Origin of the sequence: Sulfuricaulis sp. (assembly GCF_049587675.1) — a bacterium.
GTDB lineage: Bacteria > Pseudomonadota > Gammaproteobacteria > Acidiferrobacterales > Sulfurifustaceae > Sulfuricaulis.
Map to the genome: position 1 here is coordinate 1 of NZ_JBAVEJ010000290.1, position 18,078 is coordinate 18,078.

Here is an 18,078-nt window from a genome sequence, read left to right on the forward strand (position 1 = left end):
CATCAAAACTCCGCCTCACCCCAACCTACATTTTTAGCAAGTAGAATACGTGCCACGCGCCAAACCAGTTCGCGATGGGTAAACGTTCCCGGCGCGCGATACGCGCTCTGCGTTTACTACGGGACTGGGGAATCGAGTATCTCGCGCATATCGCCGCACCGGTGAAGCAGCGGCCTGATACGCGCGGTTGTATCGTGCTGTTCGCTACGCTGCTATCCGACCCGAACCGCGTCATCCCCGGCGAGCAATGCCAGGATACCGAGAAGGACGAACAAGCTCGCCGCTACCCAGCGCATCGCTTTCATGTTGATCCGGTGGGCGAGCGCTTCGCCCATCCAGACGGCCGGTATGTTGGCGATCATCATGCCCAGCGTCGTTCCCGCCACCACCGCGACCAGTGAATCGTAGCGGGCCGCCAGCGCCACCGTGGCGAGCTGAGTCTTGTCGCCCATCTCCACCAGGAAAAACGCGAACAGCGTGGTCAGGAACACGCCCGCGCCCCGGAGCTTCCGGTCGTCCTCGAGTTCGTCGGGCTTGAGCGCCCATGCACCGAAGACAAAGAACGAGAGCGCGATGATCCACCTCAACGTCCGGGGAGTCACCAGGCTCGCGAGCCAGGCGCCCGCGTAGCCCGCGAGGAAATGATTGGCGAGCGTAGCGAAGAGAATTCCGAAGATAATAGGCAGCTTGCGTTTGAGCTTCGCCGCTAGCACAAAGGACAGCAGCTGGGTTTTATCGCCCATCTCGGCCACGGCCACGACTGCGGTTGAAAACAGCAAGGCTTCCAAACGTAAACCTCTCAGGCTAAGCCGCAAATTCCGGGATGTCGGGCCAGTTCCGCGCGGCCGGATGTCCGCATGCTGCTGCTACGGGGGTGCACAGAAGCGGCTTCGATGCGGTCTCGATTCAGGTTTTGATTGTTTCGCGCAGGATCCGGACGATGTCGCTCAAGGGCACTTCACGGACTTGCTTGTCCTTCCGCCCCTTGTATTCGATCACGCCCTTGGCCAGACCCTTGTCGCCCAGCACGAGGCGGTGCGGAATGCCAATCAGGTCCATGTCGGCGAAGATCACGCCGGGCCGCTCGTCGCGGTCATCGAGCAGTACATCGAAGCCCTCGTGCACCAGTTCGCTGTAGAGTTTATCTATTGTCTCGCGGATCTTTTCTGATTTTCCGTAGCCGATGGGCACCAGCGCAATCTGGAACGGCGCGATGGCGTCGGGCCAGATAATGCCGTTGTCGTCATGGTTTTGTTCGATGGTCGCGGCCACCACGCGCGAGACGCCGATGCCGTAGCAACCCATGAGCATGGTGACGGACATTCCCGCTTCATCGAGTACCGTCGCTTGCATCGACTCGCTGTACTTGGTGCCGAGCTGGAAGATGTGGCCGACCTCGATGCCGCGGCGGATCGTGAGTGTGCCGCTGCATTCACCTTGGCCGGAAGTGGGGCAAGGGTCACCATCGACCGCCTTGCGCAGATCGGCCACGATTGGTTCGGCGGTGTCCCGCCCCCAGTTCACATTAATAAGGTGTTTGCCGTTGACGTTCGCGCCGCAGACAAAATCGGCGAGGCGCGCGGCGGACTCATCGGCGATGACGGGGATCTTCAGACCCACCGGGCCGATCGATCCGGGTTCGCAGCCGGCCGCGAGCTCCACTTCACCCGGCGTAACGAAAACCAGCGGCTTGACGACCTGCGGGAGCTTCGCCGCCTTCACTTCATTCAGCTCATGATCGCCACGCAATACCAGCGCGATCACTCCACCCGTGCCCTTCACGAGCAAGGTCTTGACGGTCTGCTTTGGGTCCACTTTCAGGAATTGGCTGACTTCCTCGATGCTGTGTTTTCCGGGCGTATCCACGGTCTGCATCGGCTGGCCCGGCGTCGGGCGTTTGCCCATCGGTGGCAGTGCCTGGGCCATTTCCACGTTGGCGGCGTAATCGCATTTCGTGCAGATGGCAATCGCGTCCTCGCCGGAATCGGCGAGGACGTGGAATTCGTGCGAATTGCTGCCGCCGATGGCGCCGGTGTCGGCCGCCACCGGGCGGAACTCCAGCCCCACGCGGCGGAAGATGCGCGAGTAGGTTTCGTGCATCGTCCGATAGGTTTCCGTGAGCGAGGCCTCGCTGGCATGAAAAGAATATGCGTCCTTCATGAGAAATTCGCGCGCGCGCATCACGCCAAAGCGTGGACGGATCTCATCGCGGAACTTCATCTGGATCTGGTAGAAATTCGCCGGCAGTTGACGGTAGCTCTTGATCTCGCGCCGGATCAGGTCCGTGATGACTTCTTCGTGGGTTGGCCCGAAGCAGAAATCGCGCTTATGACGGTCGGTGATGCGCAGCAATTCCGGGCCGTACTGGTCCCAGCGTCCGGATTCCTGCCACAGTTCCGCCGGCTGCACCGCCGGCATCAGGATCTCCTGGGCGCCGGCGCGGTTCATTTCCTCGCGCACGATGTTCTCGACCTTGCGCAACGCGCGCAGACCGAGCGGCAGCCAGGTGTAGATGCCGGCGGCGAGCTTGCGGATCATGCCGGCGCGCAGCATCAGTTGATGGCTGATCGTCTCGGCCTCGGCCGGGGTTTCGCGGATGGTGGACAGCAGGAATCGGGAGACACGCATGGAAAACTCGTTATGAATCTGAATGGGAAAAGTGGGCGAAGTATACCCGCTCGGCCTCAGAAGTAGTATCGGGCGCGCAGCTCAAGGCGCCGGTCGTTCAGCTTCTCGCCGAAGTCGCTCAGGGGCGCACCGTGCAGCCAGAACACACGGAAACGCAGCTCGAGATTAGTGACCCCGGTGTACAGCAACTCGGGCGCGACCGAATAGCTGCGATCGTCGGCGTTGGCGATCAGCGTGAGCGCGGGCGTGAAGTAGAGAATGTCGAACGGTTCCTGCTGACTCAGACGCAGATACAGGTAGCGCTGCCCGGGATTGGGCCGGGCCATGGCGGGTAGCAGCGTGGTGCGCAGCTTGGTGAGCGGCGCGGCGTTGCCGGTCGTCTGGTACTGGTCGTAGGCGCTGTGCACGGTCGAAGCGAAATTGCGCATCTCGTTCTCGCTGTAGCCTGCGCCATTGTAGTAATACTCGAATAGGGTCGTGAGCTGGCTCTCACTCAGGTAGCGCAGGCCGAGGAGATAACTCGTCGTCGGCGCCTCGATCGGCACGACGTTGCCGGTTGCGTCCACGACCGGGCGCGTGGCGCTGGCGGCGTGCGCCCACTCACCGTGGAGTTCGAGATTGGTCCCGAGATTGCGCGAGAAGTCGAAACCGTAGCGCGCGCTCTTCGCGCCCGCGCCCAACATCATGAGGTCAATGTCGGTATCGGAATAGAGAAAATAGATCTTGGCCGCCGGGTTGAGGTGTTCGGACGTGCCGAAGTCGGCGTTGAGATCCGCGGTCGTCGGCACGAGGAGTGGCGTGAGCGCCACTGTCTTGAGCGTGCCGTCGAAGCTGCGCACGAAATCGCCGCCGGCGATGACGAATCCCTCGCGTGAAAGTTCGGGATCGTTCGGATCCTTGGGCCGTTGGACGAAGCCGACCGGGTTCCACGCGTAGCCCTTGCCCCAGCTCAGCGTCTTCTTGCCGAGATCATAGGTCGCGTGATTGCTCGGCTGAATTGAGGCATAGGCCTCGTAAAACCGTGTGTCGCGATCGTTGCCGGCGTCGTCGTGTGCATAGGCACCGTGGGCCAGCACATGCGCGGTGGTGATTCCGTGGCGGTAGAGACCCTCGAGCTGCAGCGATTCGATACCGGCGTCCAAGCTGTCGCGTGGCGGCTGATCGAAGGAGCTGAGCTGGTAGAGCGCCGCGTTGCGGTCGAGCGTGAACTGTTCGGCCCTGATCTCGGCGTAGCCATTGAACTCGAACGGCTTCTTCTCGAACTGCGATACGTCGAAGCTGTTGCTTTCCTGCGCCGCCGCGGCCGGGAGCCACAGGCTCAGGCAGGCGCAGAGCAGCCGCCGCATGGCTCAGCGCAACTCGCCGGCGCGCGGGAGATAGTTGAGCGTGAACACCTCGTCCGGGAAGCTGCGCGCGCGGATGCTGGAGTAGAGCATCACCGACTTGTAGCCCTTGTAAAGCGGGCTGTCGGTTTCCATCGTCGCCGGCCGCTTGATGCCGCCGCCGAAGTCCTTGATGTCCTTGAAGTGCAGCGTCTTGATGAGCAGGCCGCTCGCGGCGTAGGCCTCGATCGTGACCGGCAGCACGGCTGCCTTGTCCACCCACATCTTGAGCCTGTCGTAGGCCACGGAGGCGGTGCGCGCCTTGAGCGCGAGGACGTAACTGTTACCGGCCTCCTCGGCCTTGTCCACGTTGTATTCGACGCTGTAGTCGAGCGCCAGAATATCGGCGTTGTTGAACACGCCGCCCACGACCGACTGCAGGCTGGTGATACGCAGCGGCTTGCCGACGCTCGGAATGTAGAGCCACATGTTGTCACCGAGGCGCAGCGTGGCGCGACCCTTGTCGCTCGGTGGATCGAGAAACAGCGCCACCATCTTGTCGCGGCCCTTCTTCACGGTGTACAGCACGTACTCCTTGCGGCGACCGTCCGGTTCGATGTTGATGAGCTTGCGGTACATCTCGTAGGACTCGGGCTCGAGATTTCGGTCTAGCTGCTTGAGCAGGGCGTTGCCGTCGACGGCCCCGGCCGGTGTCGCGAGCAGTAGCGTGACGAGAGACAACAGCACAAGGAGCGGGCGGCTAGACATGGCGCAGTGCCGTGATCGGGTTCATGCGCGAGGCCTTCCACGCCGGTTGCAGGCTGGCGAGCACCGCGACGACGATCACGGTGACGCTCACGAGCAGCACGTCACCGGCGCCGATCGTGGGTGCAAGCGTGAACTGCTGGCGGGCGAAGTTGAAGCTGATGTGCGCGGCGTTGAGCGCGTAGATTCCCGCGAGGCTGAGCGCGGTACCGATGGCCGCGCCGACCACGCCGAGCAGCAGCCCTTCGGTCATGAACAGCGTGAGGATGCGTCGCGGCTGGGTGCCGATGGCCGCGATCGTGCCGATCTCGCGGATGCGCTCGTACACCGCCATCACCATCACGTTCATGATGCTGATGAGGACGATGCCGACCAGCATGATCTTGATGAACAGCGTGAGCACGTCGATCATCGCGGCGATGCTGGCGAATGGCGTGAGCAGGTCCCAGGTGTGGACCTCGAGCGCCGGGCGGCCCTGCTTGTCGGTCGCGTCGGCGAGCGCTTGGCGGATCGCCGCGGCCGCGGCGGCGATCTTCTGCGGGTTCTTCAGGCGGATCGCGATCTCGCTCACCTCCGGTTCGGTCAGGCGCAACAGCTCGCGCGCGTCGTCCACGTTGATATAGCCGTCGCGTCCGCCCGGGCCGGTGACGCTGTCGAGCACGCCCTGGACGACGAAGGTCTTGCCGTTGACCGAGCCGTCGAGGTTGGTCGCGACCAGCACGACCGTGTCGCCGACCTTGATCTTCATGCCGGTCGCGAGGATATCGGGAATGAGTACCTTACCGCGCTCGACCAACCCGCCGTCCGGCGTTCCCTGGAGAAAGCGTTTTAACATCAGCGGGCAGGTGGCGGCCTCGCGCGCCGGGTCGATGCCGTTCAGGCGGATGCTGGTGGTTTCGGTGAAGTTGCTGAACATGGCACCGAACTTGAGGCGTGGCGACCAGGCTTCGACTGCGTCCATGTGTTTGAGCGCGTCGTCGACCTTGGCCAGCATGGCCGGCGTCATGTTGAGGTTGAGCGGCAGGTTGTCGATCGAGGCGACATAGCCGCGGTGGTGGACCTCGATGTGCCCGAGCATCGAGTCGGTGATCTGCCCGACGATCAGCCGCTTGAACGAGCCGGAGACCGAGACGAACAGCAGCACCGCCAGCACGCCAAGCACGATGAGCAACGTTGTGAGCAGCGTGCGGCGTCCGTAGCGTGCCAGGTTGCGCGCCGCGAGCTTCAGGACCTTAAGCACGGGCACCTCCGATGTTCACGAGCCGCCCGTCCTCGAGCGTGAAGGTCACCTCGGCCTCGCCCATGATCTTGGGGTCGTGGGTGGAGAAGATGAAGGTGGTGCCGAACTCATCGCGCATCTTCTTCATCAGCTCCAGGATATGGTAGGCGGTGGCGTGGTCGAGGTTCGCGGTCGGTTCGTCGGCCAGCACCAGCTTCGGTTGCGTCGCGAGCGCGCGCGCCACCGCCACGCGCTGTTTCTGCCCGCCGGAGAGCTGGTCCGGGCGCTTGCCGGCCTGGTCGGCCATGCCTACCGCCGCGAGCAGCTCGGTGACGCGAGCGCGACGTTTGTCCGCGGGCCAGTCCTGGACCATCAGCAGCGGATACTCGATGTTCTCGTAGGCCGTGAGCACCGGGATCAGGTTGAAGTCCTGGAAGATGAATCCCAGATTGGCGCCCCGAAAGTCGGCGGCGGCGGACCGGTCGAGGGTGGCGATGTCGGTGTCGAGCACGCGAAGCGTGCCGGCACTCGGTTTGTCGAGACAGCCGATCATATTAAGTAATGTTGTTTTACCACTGCCGGAGGGGCCGACGAAGGCAACAAAGGCTCCGGCGTCGATGGCGAAATCCACGCCGCGCACGGCGAGCACGTCCACGTCGCCCGCACGGTAGGTTTTTTCGAGTCGTTGCGCCTGAACGACGGTAGCCATGTTCGCGTTTGTCGCCTTGCCGAAAAACAGTCAGCTTTTGAAGATACCTGCCATAACGCATGAGCGCAGGCAAGGTGCACAGGCTACACCGCGACCGAGCGGATGACTATATCCGAGTCCGCCACGTGGACATTGACCGGAAACAATAATCCGGGTGAGATAACAATAAAAGAGGGTTCATGGATTTTCTGCGCTACGTGTTCCCCGTCTCGGGCGTCGAGACCTGGCTGTGGCTGCCGCCGCTCGCGGCGTTTGCGGTCTCGTTCGTCACGTCCATGGTCGGCGTGTCGGGCGCGTTCCTGCTGCTGCCGTTTCAGATGAGCGCGCTGAACTTCACCAGCCCCGCGGTGAGCGCCACCAATCTGGTGTTCAATCTGGTCGCCATTCCTTCCGGGGTTTATCGTTACATCCGCGACGGGCGGATGAACTGGCTGCTCTTTTGGGCGATTACCTCCGGCACGCTGCCCGGTGTGGTCATCGGCTACTACGTGCGCGTGGGGTGGCTGCCCGATTCCGCGGCCTTCAAGGTGTTCGTGGGTTGTGTGCTGTTCTATCTCGCCTGGCGCCTGTTGTCCGGTTTCCTGCCTGGGAGCCGCCATCCGCAGGCGGTGCGCGAGAGCGCGCCGCCGCACGATGCCATGGTGCGAACGCTCAGCGTGACGCCCGCACGCGTGACTTTCCGTTTCGGCGTCGAGACTCACGCCTTCAGCCTGCCCGCCATGCTGGCGCTCGCCTTTCTGGTCGGCATCATCGGCGGGGTGTACGGCATCGGCGGTGGCGCGATCATCGCGCCGTTCTGCGTGGCCTGGTTCGGCCTGCCGGTGCACGCGGTCGCCGGCGCCGCGCTGGCGGCGACCTTCCTCACCTCGGTTGCCGGGGTAGTGCTCTACAGTCTCTTGCCCGCGCCCGCCGGCCTCGCCACCCATCCCGACTGGCTGCTCGGCCTGCTGTTCGGCGCCGGCGGGATGGTCGGCATGTACTTCGGCGCGCGCCTGCAACGCCACGTGCCGCAGGCGGTGTTACGGTTGCTGCTCGGCGTCATGATCGTATTACTGGCGGCGCAGTACCTGGCTTCCTTCCTGATGGCGCGCCTGTCATGAGGGGCTTGCCATATATTTATGGTCGCTGGGAAAATTTTCGGTCATCGTTGGTAACGCGAAAGATAGTATTGTGTTGACGAACACGCTAGGGAAGCTCTGATTAAGTTCGTTCGTGGTGAGCATGTCGAACCACGAACGGACAAATCACCCGCCAATTACGGAATTTCCCGTTCGCCCTTCGACAGGCTCAGGGCGAACGGGAGACTTGATCAAATGTTCCCTGGCCACGCGGAAGCGGAACGGTACGCGTCTTACTTGATGTTCAGCGCTTCCTTGACGATCCCGTCGAGCAGTGCTTCCACCGCTTTCAGCGAGACCCGCGACGCCTCGGTGCCGACCGGCAGCGGCCGGCGATAGCCGACATACACGGTCTTGGGGTCCTGGGGCAGGGTGTAGAGCACGATGATATAGGGACAAAACACGATGTTGGTGGGGTCGGCCTCCATCATGCGCCGCGAGACAGTGGCCGAGCAGAACTGCAGCGACTCGGCTTGACCGAATACCGGTTTCGTCGTGCCGAGGTCCTTGCCGGTGCGATCCAGCATGTCGCCGATGTGGGAGTTATGGTCCACCACGAGTCCGCGGCCCGTGATCACCATCATGAGATCATCCTTGACGTTGCTGAACTCGGCCTTGGTCGTATACAGCCTGAGATGATTGGGTTCAGCGGCCATCGCGCTCGGGAACGTACCGGCGAACAATCCGATGACAAGCATCAAGAAGGCAAGACGTGGCATGGCGGCTCTCCTGTGCGGCGCTATCCGGGCGCATGAGTGTATCGCAGCGTTTCCGCCGGCGCGCATAAACATCCTCTTCCTCCGGTGGAGGAAGAGGATGTCATCCGGAAGATGGATTAATAGCGCGGTCCGGGTCCCATTCCTCCGCCACCGGGACCCATGCCGCCACCGCCAGGTCCCATACCGCCACCGGGACCCATACCACCGCCCTTGCCGCGGGCCGGCGGTTCAGCCGGCAGGGTAACGCCCTTTTCCTTGGCGCGGATCTGCATCTGCTCGTGATGTTGCTTGCGGATCTGCTCACGCTCCTGCTCGGTTTTCGCGTTGCGCATCTGGGTTTGATACTCGCTGCGCTCCTTCTGGGTCATCAGTTGCGAGCCGTAGATCTGATCCTGGGTTTTGTCCTGGGTCTGCAGACGATCTTGATCGCGCGTCTGGTCCTGGTCCGCGGCGGTCGCGACCGACACCATGACGGGCAGAAGCGCCGCGATCACGGCTGTGTAAATCAATGTGCGTTTCATGACTGTTCTCCTTAACGATTGAATGGGACGGATTCCTTCAGATTCTGCCCATATTAAATACCCATGGGCCGGTAAAGTCACTTTGATGCTCGCCACACTCCCGAAATGAACCCGAAGATACCTGTCATAACGCATGAGCGCAGGCATGGTGTACAGGCTGCACCGCGACCGATTGCCGCACGCCGGAGACGAGCTAACGTGGGCAATCGCCTGTTCTGCGGCTAGGGAAGTTCTGAATAATTCGGCCGTTCGCCCTGAGCCGACGAAGGGCGAACGGCAAGTGCCGGAATTTTCAGACATCGTATCCGTTCATGGTTCGACAAGCTCGCCACGAACGGACTTAATCAGAACTTCCCTGGCTGTTTTCCGCCGGCCACAGCTGCGCCGCACCGCGCACGCCGGAGCTGTCGCCGTGGACATGGGGCAGAATTCTCGTGCGCAGCTCATCGTTGAACACGTACCGCGCCACGCGTTCGCGGCCATCGGTGCACAATCGTGAGATATTCGACATGCCGCCACCGAGCACGACCACGTCCGGATCGAGGATGTTGATCACCGTCGACAGCGCGCGTCCGAAACGGTCGAAGTAGCGTTGCATCGCCGCCTCAGCCCGTGCGTCGCCCTGTGCGGCGTGCGTGACGATCTGTTTTGCATCGAGCGACGGATCTCCGCCATGCAACGCGTAGTCGTGCGCGAGCCCGGGTCCGGAAAGCAGTGTTTCGACGCAACCATGCTTGCCGCAGTAGCACGGCGGGCCATCGGTCTCGAGAACATTGTGCCCCCATTCGCCCGCGATGTGCTGCAGGCCCTCGATCAATTGGCCGTTGATGACGATGCCACCGCCGACGCCGGTTCCCAGGATGACGCCGAAAACCACGCCGGCGCCTTGTCCCGCGCCGTCGAGCGCTTCCGACAATGCAAAGCAATTGGCATCATTGGCGAGACGGATCGGGCGCGAGAGAATTTTTTCCAGGTCGTCCTTGACCGGTTTGCCATTGAGGCAGACGGTGTTGGAATTCTTGAGACAGCCGGTGCGGGTGGATATCGCGCCCGGGGTGCCGATGCCGACGCGGCAGGATTGACCGGCCTTTTTCTCGAGATCGAGCACCAGCGCGTGTATGGTTTTCAGGATGGCACGGTAACCACGGTCCTGCGGCGTGGGGCGTCGCTCGCAGTAAAGCATTTTGCCGGCCTCGTTGATGACGATGCCTTCGGTTTTGGTGCCGCCGAGGTCAATGCCGATGCGTAGCATGGGATTATTCCAGGTGGGTTTATCTCAGACCCTGGATCCAGCGATCGTAGAATTGGTCGGCGATGCCCTGCAGGTGCTTCACCCGAGCATCGAGGTTGGCCGTCATCGCTTGCGGGTTCTGGACGGTGGCACATACTGGCACGAGATCATCCGCGCCCAAGCGCGCCCATTCGCGCACCATTTCGACGGTCATCTCGATGTGACACTGGAAGGCAAGGGTCTTGCCGATGACAAACGCCTGATTGGCGCAGTCACGCGAGGCGAGAATGTGCGTGGCACCGGGTGGAATCGAAAACGTTTCGCCATGCCAGTGAAACACCTCGAACTCTCCGGGCAAGCCTCCGAGCCAGGGTTTTGCCGCGGAGCTGTCCACGCGGCTCACCGGCAGCCAGCCGAATTCCTTGACGGGGTTTTTCGTGATCGCCCCGCCGAGCGCCTTGCTGATTAATTGCCCGCCAAGACAATGGCCGAGGACCGGAATATCCGCGGCGACGGCGTTACGAATCAAATCAGTGACTTTCGGAATCCACGGCAGCAGGTCGTTGACACTCATGGGCCCGCCCATGAATACGAGCCCCGAAACGCCGTCTATGCTTGAGGGGATGAGGTCGTTCTGATCGATTCGGATCAGACGCCAGGGCAGGCGATGACGGCCGAGATAATCGGCCAGGTAACCGGGTCCCTCGTGCGGCGCATGGCGGAAAACCAGGATTTCCTGCATGCGCCGATTGTATCGTCTGTCATGGGTTTAAGAAATATGGCTATCCGCAAGTTCACCGTGAAATTCATCATGATCGCCGTGCTGATGCTCGCCGCGTCCGGAGTCGGCGCGGCGGAAAGAATTTCCCTGCAAGCCTTGTTCAAGGACAAGGCGATCATTGTCGTCGACGGCGCACGCCATGTCATGAAGAGCGGCGAGATGAGCCCCGAAGGGATCAAGCTGCTCGCGACCGATACGCAGGAAGAAAAGGCCGAGGTTGAAATCGATGGCAAGCACGAAGTGCTCAGGCTTGGCGTGGTGGTGGCGGGTTTTGACTCGAAAGGAAAGGGGAGTGTGGTGCTCTATCCTAATCGCGGCGGGCATTTCTTCGCCGATGGATTGATCAATGGCACCTCCGTCCGGTTCATGGTGGACACCGGCGCCACCGTGATCGCGATGAACAGCAAAATCGCCAAACGCATCGGAATCGACTACATCAGGAACGGCAGCCCGGGCATGGCCAGCACCCCCGGGGGCAACGTGCGCACCTATGACATATCGCTGAATAACGTCCAGGTCGGTGGCATCACTCTATATAATGTGCAAGGAAGCATCATCGAAGGCAACGATCCTCGGGAAGTGCTGCTCGGCATGTCTTTCCTCGGCCAACTCGACATGAAGCGCGACGGGGAAAAAATGGAGTTGTCCGAGCGTTAGGGGATTTCTGATCACATCCGTTCGCGATGAGCCCTTTGTCCTCGCTCAGGACAGGCCTGCCCTGAGCACACCGTTCAGTCTTCGACAAACTCAGACCGAACGGTGAAAGGATCAGAACCGGAACCCGATCTTGGCGCTGTAGGAAGGGGCGTCACCGGTTTTGTCCGCCTCGAGAGCCAGATTGATGAGGCCAAAATTCAGGTTGCCGCCGACGAAATATTTTCCCTGGGTAAATTCTTCTTTGTTGAGGTTCGGGACGCCGACAGGTTCAGAGGTTGTCCAGATTTGTCCCACCCCCGCATACGGCGTGAAAATCGTAAGGCGCATCGAGACCAGCAACTCAAGACCGGTGGTGTGGAAGTCGAGTTCATTGACGCCCGTAAGCTTCGAATAGGTTCCACGCAGGCCCAACGCCGGTGTCACCGTGCCGCCATCGAGGATGGCATAGCGCACTTCGGCGCCCCACAGTGTCATGTCCGTGTCGGGAACGGATGAATAAAATGCGCCCAGATCGAATCCGGCCGGCAGACCCTTGTGCAGGTGCAATTTCGGAACATAGACGGTGTCGTGGACGGTTCCGGAACTGGCCAGATCCTAGGCATCGGGGTTTTGCAGTGTTGTGGCGCTGACCTCCACGCCGATGTCGAAGCCGGTGAGACCCAGCGGCGTGGCCGGAATGACACCCTTGTAGCTCGCCACCGCACCCAGATCCTCCGACAGATTACGGAATTCCGTCTGGTTCAGTAGGTTGATCTGGTCGATACTGTCAGCGGCGATTGCCGGCGTGATGGCGGCCAGCATGACGGCCAGGGAGACGAGTGTGCGTTTCATCGTAATTCTTCTTTAGGTAATTTCGGTTCTCAACGTAATATCGATAGTTAATCGTAATGGCATGGACGAAGTATAGCCTTACCGCTGATCTGCCCGATAGTCGCGGGAGGCGGCCATTGGCGAATTCAGTTTCGCCGGGGCGGGAAAATCTTGTCCGGATTGAGAATACCCCTGGGGTCGAATTGATGCTTGATTCGGCGCATGAGATCGAGGGTCACGGGATCGATCGCGCGGTTGATATAGTCGCGCTTGGCGACCCCGATGCCATGCTCGCCGGACAGCGTGCCGCCGAGTTTCAGCACCAGATCGAACACCTTCGATACACAGGGCAAGGCGTTGCGTTCCTGCTGCGGGTCCTGGCTGTCGTAGAGCAGGTTCACGTGGATATTGCCGTTGCCGGCATGCCCGAAATTCACGATCGGGATGCCATATTCGCGCGACAGTTGTTCGAGTCCGTCGATCAGGTCGGGGATGCGCGAAACCGGTACCACCACGTCCTCGTTCAGTTTGTTGGGCGCGATGTTGCGCAGCGCCGGCGACAGCGCCTTGCGCGTCGCCCACAGGGCCGATGCTTCGTCCCTGGTGCTGGCGGCGGCGAGGCTTAACAGCCCATCGCCACGGGCGGCGGTGGAAATGCCGGCCACGATACTGTCCATCGCCGCCTCTGGCCCATCCACCTCGATCATGAGCAGTGCCCCGGCGCCGCGCGGCAGCTCCGCCGCCGAGTAATTCCGGATCATCTCGATCGCTGCCGAGTCCATGAACTCGAGCGCATACGGCATGACCGGTTGCGCCATGATGCGCGACACCGCCGCGGCCGCCGCGCGTACGTCGGCATATACCGCCTGCAGGGTACGGCGCGATTCGGGCAGCGACGTAAGCTTGAGCGTTGCTTCCGTCACGATGGCGAGCGTGCCCTCCGAGCCGATGATCAGGCGCGTCAGGTCGTAGCCCACGACACCCTTGGTCGTGTTGGTTCCGGTGTGAATCTCTTCGCCCTGGCCGGTGACGGCGACGAGCCCGAGCACGTTTTCTCGCGTGCTGCCGTATTTCAAGGCGCGCGGACCGGCGGCGTTCACCGCGATATTGCCGCCGACGGTGCAGTAGGCGCCGCTCGTGGGATCGGGCGGCCAGAAAAATCCGTGCTCCGACGCCTTGTCCTGTATCGCCTGATTGAGCACGCCCGGCTCAACGCGCATGACGCGGTTGGCGGGATCCATGTCAACAATGCGATCCATGCGTTCCAGCGACAACACCAGTCCGCCGCGCAGCGGAACGGCGCTGCCGGTAGTGCCGGTGCCGCGCCCGCGCGCGACGATCGACACGTTGAATTCATTGCACAACCGCACGGTTTCCAGCACTTGGGCATGCGTGGTGGCGAATGCCACGGCGGCCGGGAGCGCATGCTTGCGCGAATTGTCCTGACCGTAAGACCAGCAGTCGGCAGGATCGGTCAGTACCTTGTCCGCGCCCAATACGGCCTTGAGCCGATCCACGAACCCGCCGGGAATATCACTCATAACCGAAGCCCTACTCGCTGTATGCAAATGACAGGACGAACGAGCGAAGCGAGTAGGGCTTCATTATTTCGTCTTGTCATTTGACAAACGGATGCGCTGGAGGAGTTCGGTGGTCGAGCGCTTGAAACGGAATGGTATGGAGTGCACCTGACCGCCGTAGCCGGTGACAAGATCGGCGCCAACGATCTTGTCCGGCGTCCAGTCACCGCCCTTGACCAGGTGATCCGGACGCACGCGCTTGATCAGCTCGTACGGCGTGTCGTCGTCGAACGGCACCACGAGCGATACGCAGCCGAGCGCGGCAAGGATCGCGAGGCGGTCGTCGAGGGGATTCATCGGGCGATCATTGCCTTTTTCGAGGCGCCGCACCGAGGCATCGCCGTTCACGCCGATGACCAGGGATTTTCCCATCGCCGCGGCTTCCTCGAGGTAGGCGACATGGCCGCGGTGCAGGATGTCGAAACAGCCATTGGTGAAAACCAGTGGTCGCGCCAGTTCCGCGAGCCGAGCCGGCAGTTGTCCCGTGTCCGTGACGATCTTGCGTTCGCTCGGGGTCAATCGAGGTACTCGAACAGCTTGACCACGCGGGTGATGCCGCCGACGGTGCGGGCGGTTTCGGCGGCCAGGTCGCCTTCACTCTGTTTGACGAGCCCCATGAGATAGACGACGGAGTTCTCCGTCACCACCTTGATGCGGGTCGATTTGAGATTTGGCGTATCCAGCATCTTGGCCTTGACCTGTCCGGTGATCCAGGAATCGTGTACGCGGTTGGCGAAGGACATGGGTTCGGCCACGTTGATTTCGCTGACGACGCGCTTGACGCCTTCGAAGCGGCGTGCCCGCGACACCACGATGTCGCGTTGCTCGGCCGTGGTAGCCTCGCCGGTCAGCAGCACGGTGCCGTTGAGACACGTGATGTTGACGTGGACGTCGTCGCCGAGTCGGTCGTCGTCGGTGATTGCCTTGCGCACCGAGAGCTCGATGTTTTCGTCGTCGATCTGGGTGCCGACGGTGCGACGGTCGGTGGCGCAGCCCTGCGCAAGGGTTATGCCGGCAAAGATAGCCGCGAGAAAAATAAATTTCTGAATCATTTTAACCTTGTCCTAGAAGCTGGTAGTCGATGAGATCGCACAGACAATGGATGACGATGCCGTGGACTTCCTGGATGCGCGCCGTGGAGGAGCCTGGCACGCAGATGTTGACGTCGTTTCCGGAGAGCACGGAAGACATTTCACCGCCCTCGCGTCCGTTCAGCGCCACACAGACGATGCCGCGCTCGTGCGCCGCTTCGACCGCACGTATCACATTGCGTGAATTACCCGAGGTGGTGATGCCGAGCAGTACGTCGCCCGTCTGGCCGAGCGCGCGCAGCTGTTTGGAGAAGATGTCATCGAAATGGTAGTCGTTACCGATGGAGGTGATGGTCGAGGTGTCGGTGGTGAGTGAGATGCACGGCAGGCCGGGTCGCTCGCGCTCGAAGCGATTCAGCAGCTCGGCGGAAAAATGCTGCGCGTCCGCTGCCGAGCCGCCGTTGCCACAGACTAGGATTTTACGATCCGAGAGCAGCGCCTGGATCATGTGTCCGGCCGCTTGCGCAATGAACGGCGCTAGCACCTCCATGCAGTTACGCGTGGTCAGGATGCTTTCCTGAAAGATGTTCTTGACGCGCGTAACGAGGGCGGTGGAATCGGGCGCGGTCTGCAGACTGCTCTTGGCCATGGGGGCGTCCTTGATTAGAAAACGTTCTGTAACCAGCGAAAGTCGCCGCCTTCGCCGTCTCCGGTCAACGCTACGATATCAAAACGGCAGGCTTTCTTGGAGGCCCGTGGCGTATTCTGCAGGTAATGTTCCGCAGTGGCGCGCAGCCGTGCCTGTTTACGGGCGTCCACGGTTTCGGCCGGCGTGCCGAAATCATCCGATGAACGGTAACGTACCTCGACGAATACCAGGGTGTCGTGCTCCTGCATGATGAGATCGATCTCCCCGAAGGGGCTGCGGTAATTGCGGGTCGTGAGCGCGAGTCCCGCTTGCTGCAGGCGGGTGCAGGCGATGTCTTCCGCTTTACGACCGCGGCTGAGGTTTAGCGGGGAGCCCCGTGTCATTTTCGATCTCGAATTGCCCCTTGTGCTTGAGGAAGGTGTCCACGAGTTTCGGCACGCCGCGATTGAACCGGGCCCACAGCAGTTGCCGCTGCAGGCGGCCGCTGCGGTCGAGCGATAGCCCGCTGGTGACGCCGTTGAAGCGGGCGCCCGGTTCCATGCTGATGCGGCCCAGGTGCGGGAGGATTGCGTAGCTGTCCATGCCGAGCGCGTACAGACGGTCGAGGTCGCTATGAACGAACGGCCAGTTTTGCTGCACCTTCTGGCGCAGCTCCTGGATCCGGCCGTCGCCAACCAGCATCCACGGCATGTCGCCGAAGACAATGCCGTCGAGATCCACGTCCTGCACGGCATCGCCGGCGCCGGTGAAGATATGCGAGGTCGAGTACACCGGCACGCGCGCGGCGTGATAAAAATTGAGCTGCGGCTTGATGAGCCGCCCGTGCTTGGCGTCGGCAGCGATGAAGATGTAGTCGATGTCCTGCCGCGCGCGCGAGTCGAATTGCAGTTTCTGACCGGCAATTTTTTCGATCAGGCCCTTGCGCGCCTCGCTCTGGGTGATGTTGAGCAATTGCTTGATGGGGTCGGAGTAGTCGACATCCAGCTCATTGTAAGATTGACTGGCGACCACGGTGCCGCCGAGGCGCTGCCAGTAATTTGCCCAGGCCGTCATCATGCGTTCGCCCCACGGTGTTTTCGGGTAGAGCACGGCGGCCTGCCGGTGGCCATCGAGGTAGGCGCGTTCGGCTACTTGCTGTGCCTCCTGCTCCGGCGGCAGGCCGAATTCGAACAGGTACTTGCTGGCCGTACCCGGATCGGTGTCGGTGCTGTTGAGCATCAGAGTGGGCACCTTGATGCTCGCCTGTTTCAGGACCGCTTCCGCGGCTTCGCGCCCCAGGGGTCCGACCACGAATTGCGCCCCCTCGTTGATGGCCTGGGCGTAAACATCGGGTGTCTTAGCGGGGTCCGAGCCGGTATCGTAAATCGTGATTTTGGGCTTGTCCGGATTGGTGTTGGCGGCGTCCATCCCCATGAACCCGTCGCGCACGGCCTGTGCCGCGGTCGAATACGCAGAGGAGAGCGGCAACAGCAGGGCGATGCGCTCGATGCGCCCGGATATTCCCGGGGTCGGACTCATGAGCGTGCCGAATATGGTTTCATTCGCGGGATGGGTGGGGTGGGCTATTTTCCATTGATCGAGCGCGGCCTGGAGCGGTAAGACCTGTCCGGCGTTTTCTGCGGTAATCAGGGCGAGCTCGATCCAGCCGGACAACACCGGGTCACGGGCGATATTGAATTCGGTCTTGAGCCGTTCGCGCGGCATAGACACGAGAATTTTCCACAACTGTTTCTGGTTTTCGGCGACGGCCTCTTTTCCGGCGAGGTATTGCTCGCGGCCGATGAGGTTGCGTACCGCACCGATGGGATTATCGAGCGCCAGTTCGGCTTGTGCGCGCACGCTGTTGATTTCGGAGAGCAGCGCGGGGCTCAGATTACGCAGGCGGCTGGCTTCGTCCAGCTGCCGGATGCCCTTCTCGAACCCGCCCTCGGCGAGATAGATGCGCGCCTGCAGGATGCGTTTGCGCGCCGTAAACGAGCTGTCGAGCGCCTCGACGTTGATCAGCTCGATCTGACTGCGCGCCTCGCGCAGTTGCCCGGCCTTGATGAAATTGGCCACCGCCCGAAGCTGGAGGTCCTGTTTCTGCGCGGGCAGGGCGATTTCCGCCAAGCGTGTGTACTCGCGCGCGGCAATCAGGAAATCACCGTTGCCCTCGGCCTTTTCTGCCAAGTCCACGCTTGCCGTCGGTGGCGCCGGCGCGACGCGCGCCGTCTCGCAGCCGGCAAGGAGCGCGGCACATATTATAGGAATAGCCAGCCAGCGGATGGGTTTCATGCGGTTTCCTGTTTAGAATGCGCGAAAGTATCGAATCGGGGAATTAAGCGTTATTGACCCGGCA

At 61.7% G+C, this 18,078-nt stretch carries 20 protein-coding genes; 2 read left to right on the plus strand and 18 right to left on the minus strand.

What is annotated here, in order from left to right:
* Positions 1 to 212 precede the first annotated feature (212 nt).
* The 6 genes from WB402_RS14710 to WB402_RS14735 all read right to left on the minus strand — a co-directional run bounded on the left by WB402_RS14710 (position 213) and on the right by WB402_RS14735 (position 6,643).
* Positions 213 to 788, minus strand: a complete 576-nt coding sequence (locus WB402_RS14710) for a TMEM165/GDT1 family protein (protein WP_424209156.1) — start codon at positions 786 to 788, stop codon at positions 213 to 215.
* 118 nt (positions 789 to 906) lie between these two features.
* Positions 907 to 2,628 (minus strand): proline--tRNA ligase, encoded by a 1,722-nt coding sequence (locus WB402_RS14715; protein WP_424209158.1) that lies wholly within the window; start codon positions 2,626 to 2,628, stop codon positions 907 to 909.
* A gap of 56 nt (positions 2,629 to 2,684) precedes the next feature.
* Complete coding sequence (locus WB402_RS14720) at positions 2,685 to 3,974, minus strand: hypothetical protein (protein ID WP_424209160.1); 1,290 nt, start codon at positions 3,972 to 3,974, stop codon at positions 2,685 to 2,687.
* A 3-nt stretch (positions 3,975 to 3,977) separates the two neighbouring features.
* Positions 3,978 to 4,718, minus strand: coding sequence for an outer membrane lipoprotein-sorting protein (locus WB402_RS14725; protein WP_424209162.1), 741 nt, complete (start codon positions 4,716 to 4,718; stop codon positions 3,978 to 3,980).
* Positions 4,711 to 5,955 (minus strand): ABC transporter permease, encoded by a 1,245-nt coding sequence (locus tag WB402_RS14730; protein ID WP_424209164.1) that lies wholly within the window; start codon positions 5,953 to 5,955, stop codon positions 4,711 to 4,713. The genes WB402_RS14725 and WB402_RS14730 overlap by 8 nt, the downstream gene beginning before the upstream one ends.
* Positions 5,948 to 6,643: an ABC transporter ATP-binding protein gene (locus tag WB402_RS14735; RefSeq protein WP_424209166.1), complete on the minus strand. Its 696-nt coding sequence runs from the start codon at positions 6,641 to 6,643 to the stop codon at positions 5,948 to 5,950. Before WB402_RS14735 ends, WB402_RS14730 begins: the two co-directional genes overlap by 8 nt.
* A 179-nt stretch (positions 6,644 to 6,822) precedes the next feature.
* On the opposite strand from WB402_RS14735, the gene WB402_RS14740 reads away from it, so the two are divergent.
* Entirely contained in the window at positions 6,823 to 7,743 is a 921-nt protein-coding gene (locus tag WB402_RS14740; protein ID WP_424209168.1) for a sulfite exporter TauE/SafE family protein, read from the plus strand.
* A 251-nt stretch (positions 7,744 to 7,994) separates the two neighbouring features.
* On the opposite strand, the gene WB402_RS14745 is transcribed toward WB402_RS14740, so the two are convergent.
* The 4 genes from WB402_RS14745 to WB402_RS14760 all read right to left on the minus strand — a co-directional run bounded on the left by WB402_RS14745 (position 7,995) and on the right by WB402_RS14760 (position 10,974).
* Positions 7,995 to 8,480 (minus strand): DUF302 domain-containing protein, encoded by a 486-nt coding sequence (locus WB402_RS14745; RefSeq protein WP_424209170.1) that lies wholly within the window; start codon positions 8,478 to 8,480, stop codon positions 7,995 to 7,997.
* A gap of 116 nt (positions 8,481 to 8,596) precedes the next feature.
* The gene (locus WB402_RS14750) at positions 8,597 to 9,001 is read right to left on the minus strand and encodes a hypothetical protein (RefSeq protein ID WP_424209172.1); all 405 of its coding nucleotides are present in this window, start codon (positions 8,999 to 9,001) and stop codon (positions 8,597 to 8,599) included.
* Positions 9,002 to 9,341: 340 nt separating this feature from the next.
* Positions 9,342 to 10,253, minus strand: coding sequence for an ROK family protein (locus WB402_RS14755; RefSeq protein ID WP_424209174.1), 912 nt, complete (start codon positions 10,251 to 10,253; stop codon positions 9,342 to 9,344).
* 19 nt (positions 10,254 to 10,272) lie between these two features.
* Positions 10,273 to 10,974: a type 1 glutamine amidotransferase gene (locus WB402_RS14760; RefSeq protein ID WP_424209176.1), complete on the minus strand. Its 702-nt coding sequence runs from the start codon at positions 10,972 to 10,974 to the stop codon at positions 10,273 to 10,275.
* Between the two features lie 36 nt (positions 10,975 to 11,010).
* On the opposite strand from WB402_RS14760, the gene WB402_RS14765 reads away from it, so the two are divergent.
* The gene (locus tag WB402_RS14765) at positions 11,011 to 11,670 is read left to right on the plus strand and encodes a retropepsin-like aspartic protease family protein (RefSeq protein WP_424209178.1); all 660 of its coding nucleotides are present in this window, start codon (positions 11,011 to 11,013) and stop codon (positions 11,668 to 11,670) included.
* A 111-nt stretch (positions 11,671 to 11,781) separates the two neighbouring features.
* On the opposite strand, the gene WB402_RS14770 is transcribed toward WB402_RS14765, so the two are convergent.
* The 8 genes from WB402_RS14770 to WB402_RS14805 form a co-directional block, all read right to left on the minus strand.
* Positions 11,782 to 12,216, minus strand: coding sequence for a hypothetical protein (locus tag WB402_RS14770; RefSeq protein ID WP_424209180.1), 435 nt, complete (start codon positions 12,214 to 12,216; stop codon positions 11,782 to 11,784).
* A 48-nt stretch (positions 12,217 to 12,264) separates the two neighbouring features.
* Positions 12,265 to 12,501 carry a hypothetical protein gene (locus WB402_RS14775; protein ID WP_424209182.1) on the minus strand — a complete coding sequence of 79 codons (237 nt, stop codon included), beginning with the start codon at positions 12,499 to 12,501 and terminating at the stop codon, positions 12,265 to 12,267.
* A 125-nt stretch (positions 12,502 to 12,626) separates the two neighbouring features.
* Positions 12,627 to 14,021, minus strand: a complete 1,395-nt coding sequence (locus WB402_RS14780) for an FAD-binding oxidoreductase (protein WP_424209184.1) — start codon at positions 14,019 to 14,021, stop codon at positions 12,627 to 12,629.
* Positions 14,022 to 14,084: 63 nt separating this feature from the next.
* Complete coding sequence (gene rfaE2 / locus WB402_RS14785; protein WP_424209186.1) at positions 14,085 to 14,579, minus strand: D-glycero-beta-D-manno-heptose 1-phosphate adenylyltransferase; 495 nt, start codon at positions 14,577 to 14,579, stop codon at positions 14,085 to 14,087.
* The gene (locus tag WB402_RS14790; protein ID WP_424209188.1) at positions 14,576 to 15,112 is read right to left on the minus strand and encodes a BON domain-containing protein; all 537 of its coding nucleotides are present in this window, start codon (positions 15,110 to 15,112) and stop codon (positions 14,576 to 14,578) included. Before WB402_RS14790 ends, rfaE2 begins: the two co-directional genes overlap by 4 nt.
* A gap of 1 nt (position 15,113) precedes the next feature.
* Positions 15,114 to 15,740, minus strand: a complete 627-nt coding sequence (locus WB402_RS14795) for a phosphoheptose isomerase (protein WP_424209190.1) — start codon at positions 15,738 to 15,740, stop codon at positions 15,114 to 15,116.
* A gap of 14 nt (positions 15,741 to 15,754) precedes the next feature.
* Positions 15,755 to 16,123 (minus strand): YraN family protein, encoded by a 369-nt coding sequence (locus tag WB402_RS14800; RefSeq protein ID WP_424209192.1) that lies wholly within the window; start codon positions 16,121 to 16,123, stop codon positions 15,755 to 15,757.
* Complete coding sequence (locus WB402_RS14805) at positions 16,083 to 18,014, minus strand: penicillin-binding protein activator (RefSeq protein ID WP_424209194.1); 1,932 nt, start codon at positions 18,012 to 18,014, stop codon at positions 16,083 to 16,085. Before WB402_RS14805 ends, WB402_RS14800 begins: the two co-directional genes overlap by 41 nt.
* Positions 18,015 to 18,078 lie beyond the last annotated feature (64 nt).

Bases quoted from the DNA above. Each gene is read 5' to 3' on its own strand.
- WB402_RS14800 (WP_424209192.1), bottom strand. From the start codon at position 16,123: ATGACACGGGGCTCCCCGCTAAACCTCAGCCGCGGTCGTAAAGCGGAA.
- WB402_RS14805 (WP_424209194.1), bottom strand. From the start codon at position 18,014: ATGAAACCCATCCGCTGGCTGGCTATTCCTATAATATGTGCCGCGCTC.
- WB402_RS14775 (WP_424209182.1), bottom strand. From the start codon at position 12,501: ATGAAACGCACACTCGTCTCCCTGGCCGTCATGCTGGCCGCCATCACG.
- WB402_RS14755 (WP_424209174.1), bottom strand. From the start codon at position 10,253: ATGCTACGCATCGGCATTGACCTCGGCGGCACCAAAACCGAAGGCATC.
- WB402_RS14750 (WP_424209172.1), bottom strand. From the start codon at position 9,001: ATGAAACGCACATTGATTTACACAGCCGTGATCGCGGCGCTTCTGCCC.
- WB402_RS14760 (WP_424209176.1), bottom strand. From the start codon at position 10,974: ATGCAGGAAATCCTGGTTTTCCGCCATGCGCCGCACGAGGGACCCGGT.
- WB402_RS14745 (WP_424209170.1), bottom strand. From the start codon at position 8,480: ATGCCACGTCTTGCCTTCTTGATGCTTGTCATCGGATTGTTCGCCGGT.
- WB402_RS14725 (WP_424209162.1), bottom strand. From the start codon at position 4,718: ATGTCTAGCCGCCCGCTCCTTGTGCTGTTGTCTCTCGTCACGCTACTG.
- WB402_RS14740 (WP_424209168.1), top strand. From the start codon at position 6,823: ATGGATTTTCTGCGCTACGTGTTCCCCGTCTCGGGCGTCGAGACCTGG.
- WB402_RS14735 (WP_424209166.1), bottom strand. From the start codon at position 6,643: ATGGCTACCGTCGTTCAGGCGCAACGACTCGAAAAAACCTACCGTGCG.
- WB402_RS14720 (WP_424209160.1), bottom strand. From the start codon at position 3,974: ATGCGGCGGCTGCTCTGCGCCTGCCTGAGCCTGTGGCTCCCGGCCGCG.
- WB402_RS14780 (WP_424209184.1), bottom strand. From the start codon at position 14,021: ATGAGTGATATTCCCGGCGGGTTCGTGGATCGGCTCAAGGCCGTATTG.
- WB402_RS14765 (WP_424209178.1), top strand. From the start codon at position 11,011: ATGGCTATCCGCAAGTTCACCGTGAAATTCATCATGATCGCCGTGCTG.
- WB402_RS14790 (WP_424209188.1), bottom strand. From the start codon at position 15,112: ATGATTCAGAAATTTATTTTTCTCGCGGCTATCTTTGCCGGCATAACC.
- WB402_RS14715 (WP_424209158.1), bottom strand. From the start codon at position 2,628: ATGCGTGTCTCCCGATTCCTGCTGTCCACCATCCGCGAAACCCCGGCC.
- WB402_RS14795 (WP_424209190.1), bottom strand. From the start codon at position 15,740: ATGGCCAAGAGCAGTCTGCAGACCGCGCCCGATTCCACCGCCCTCGTT.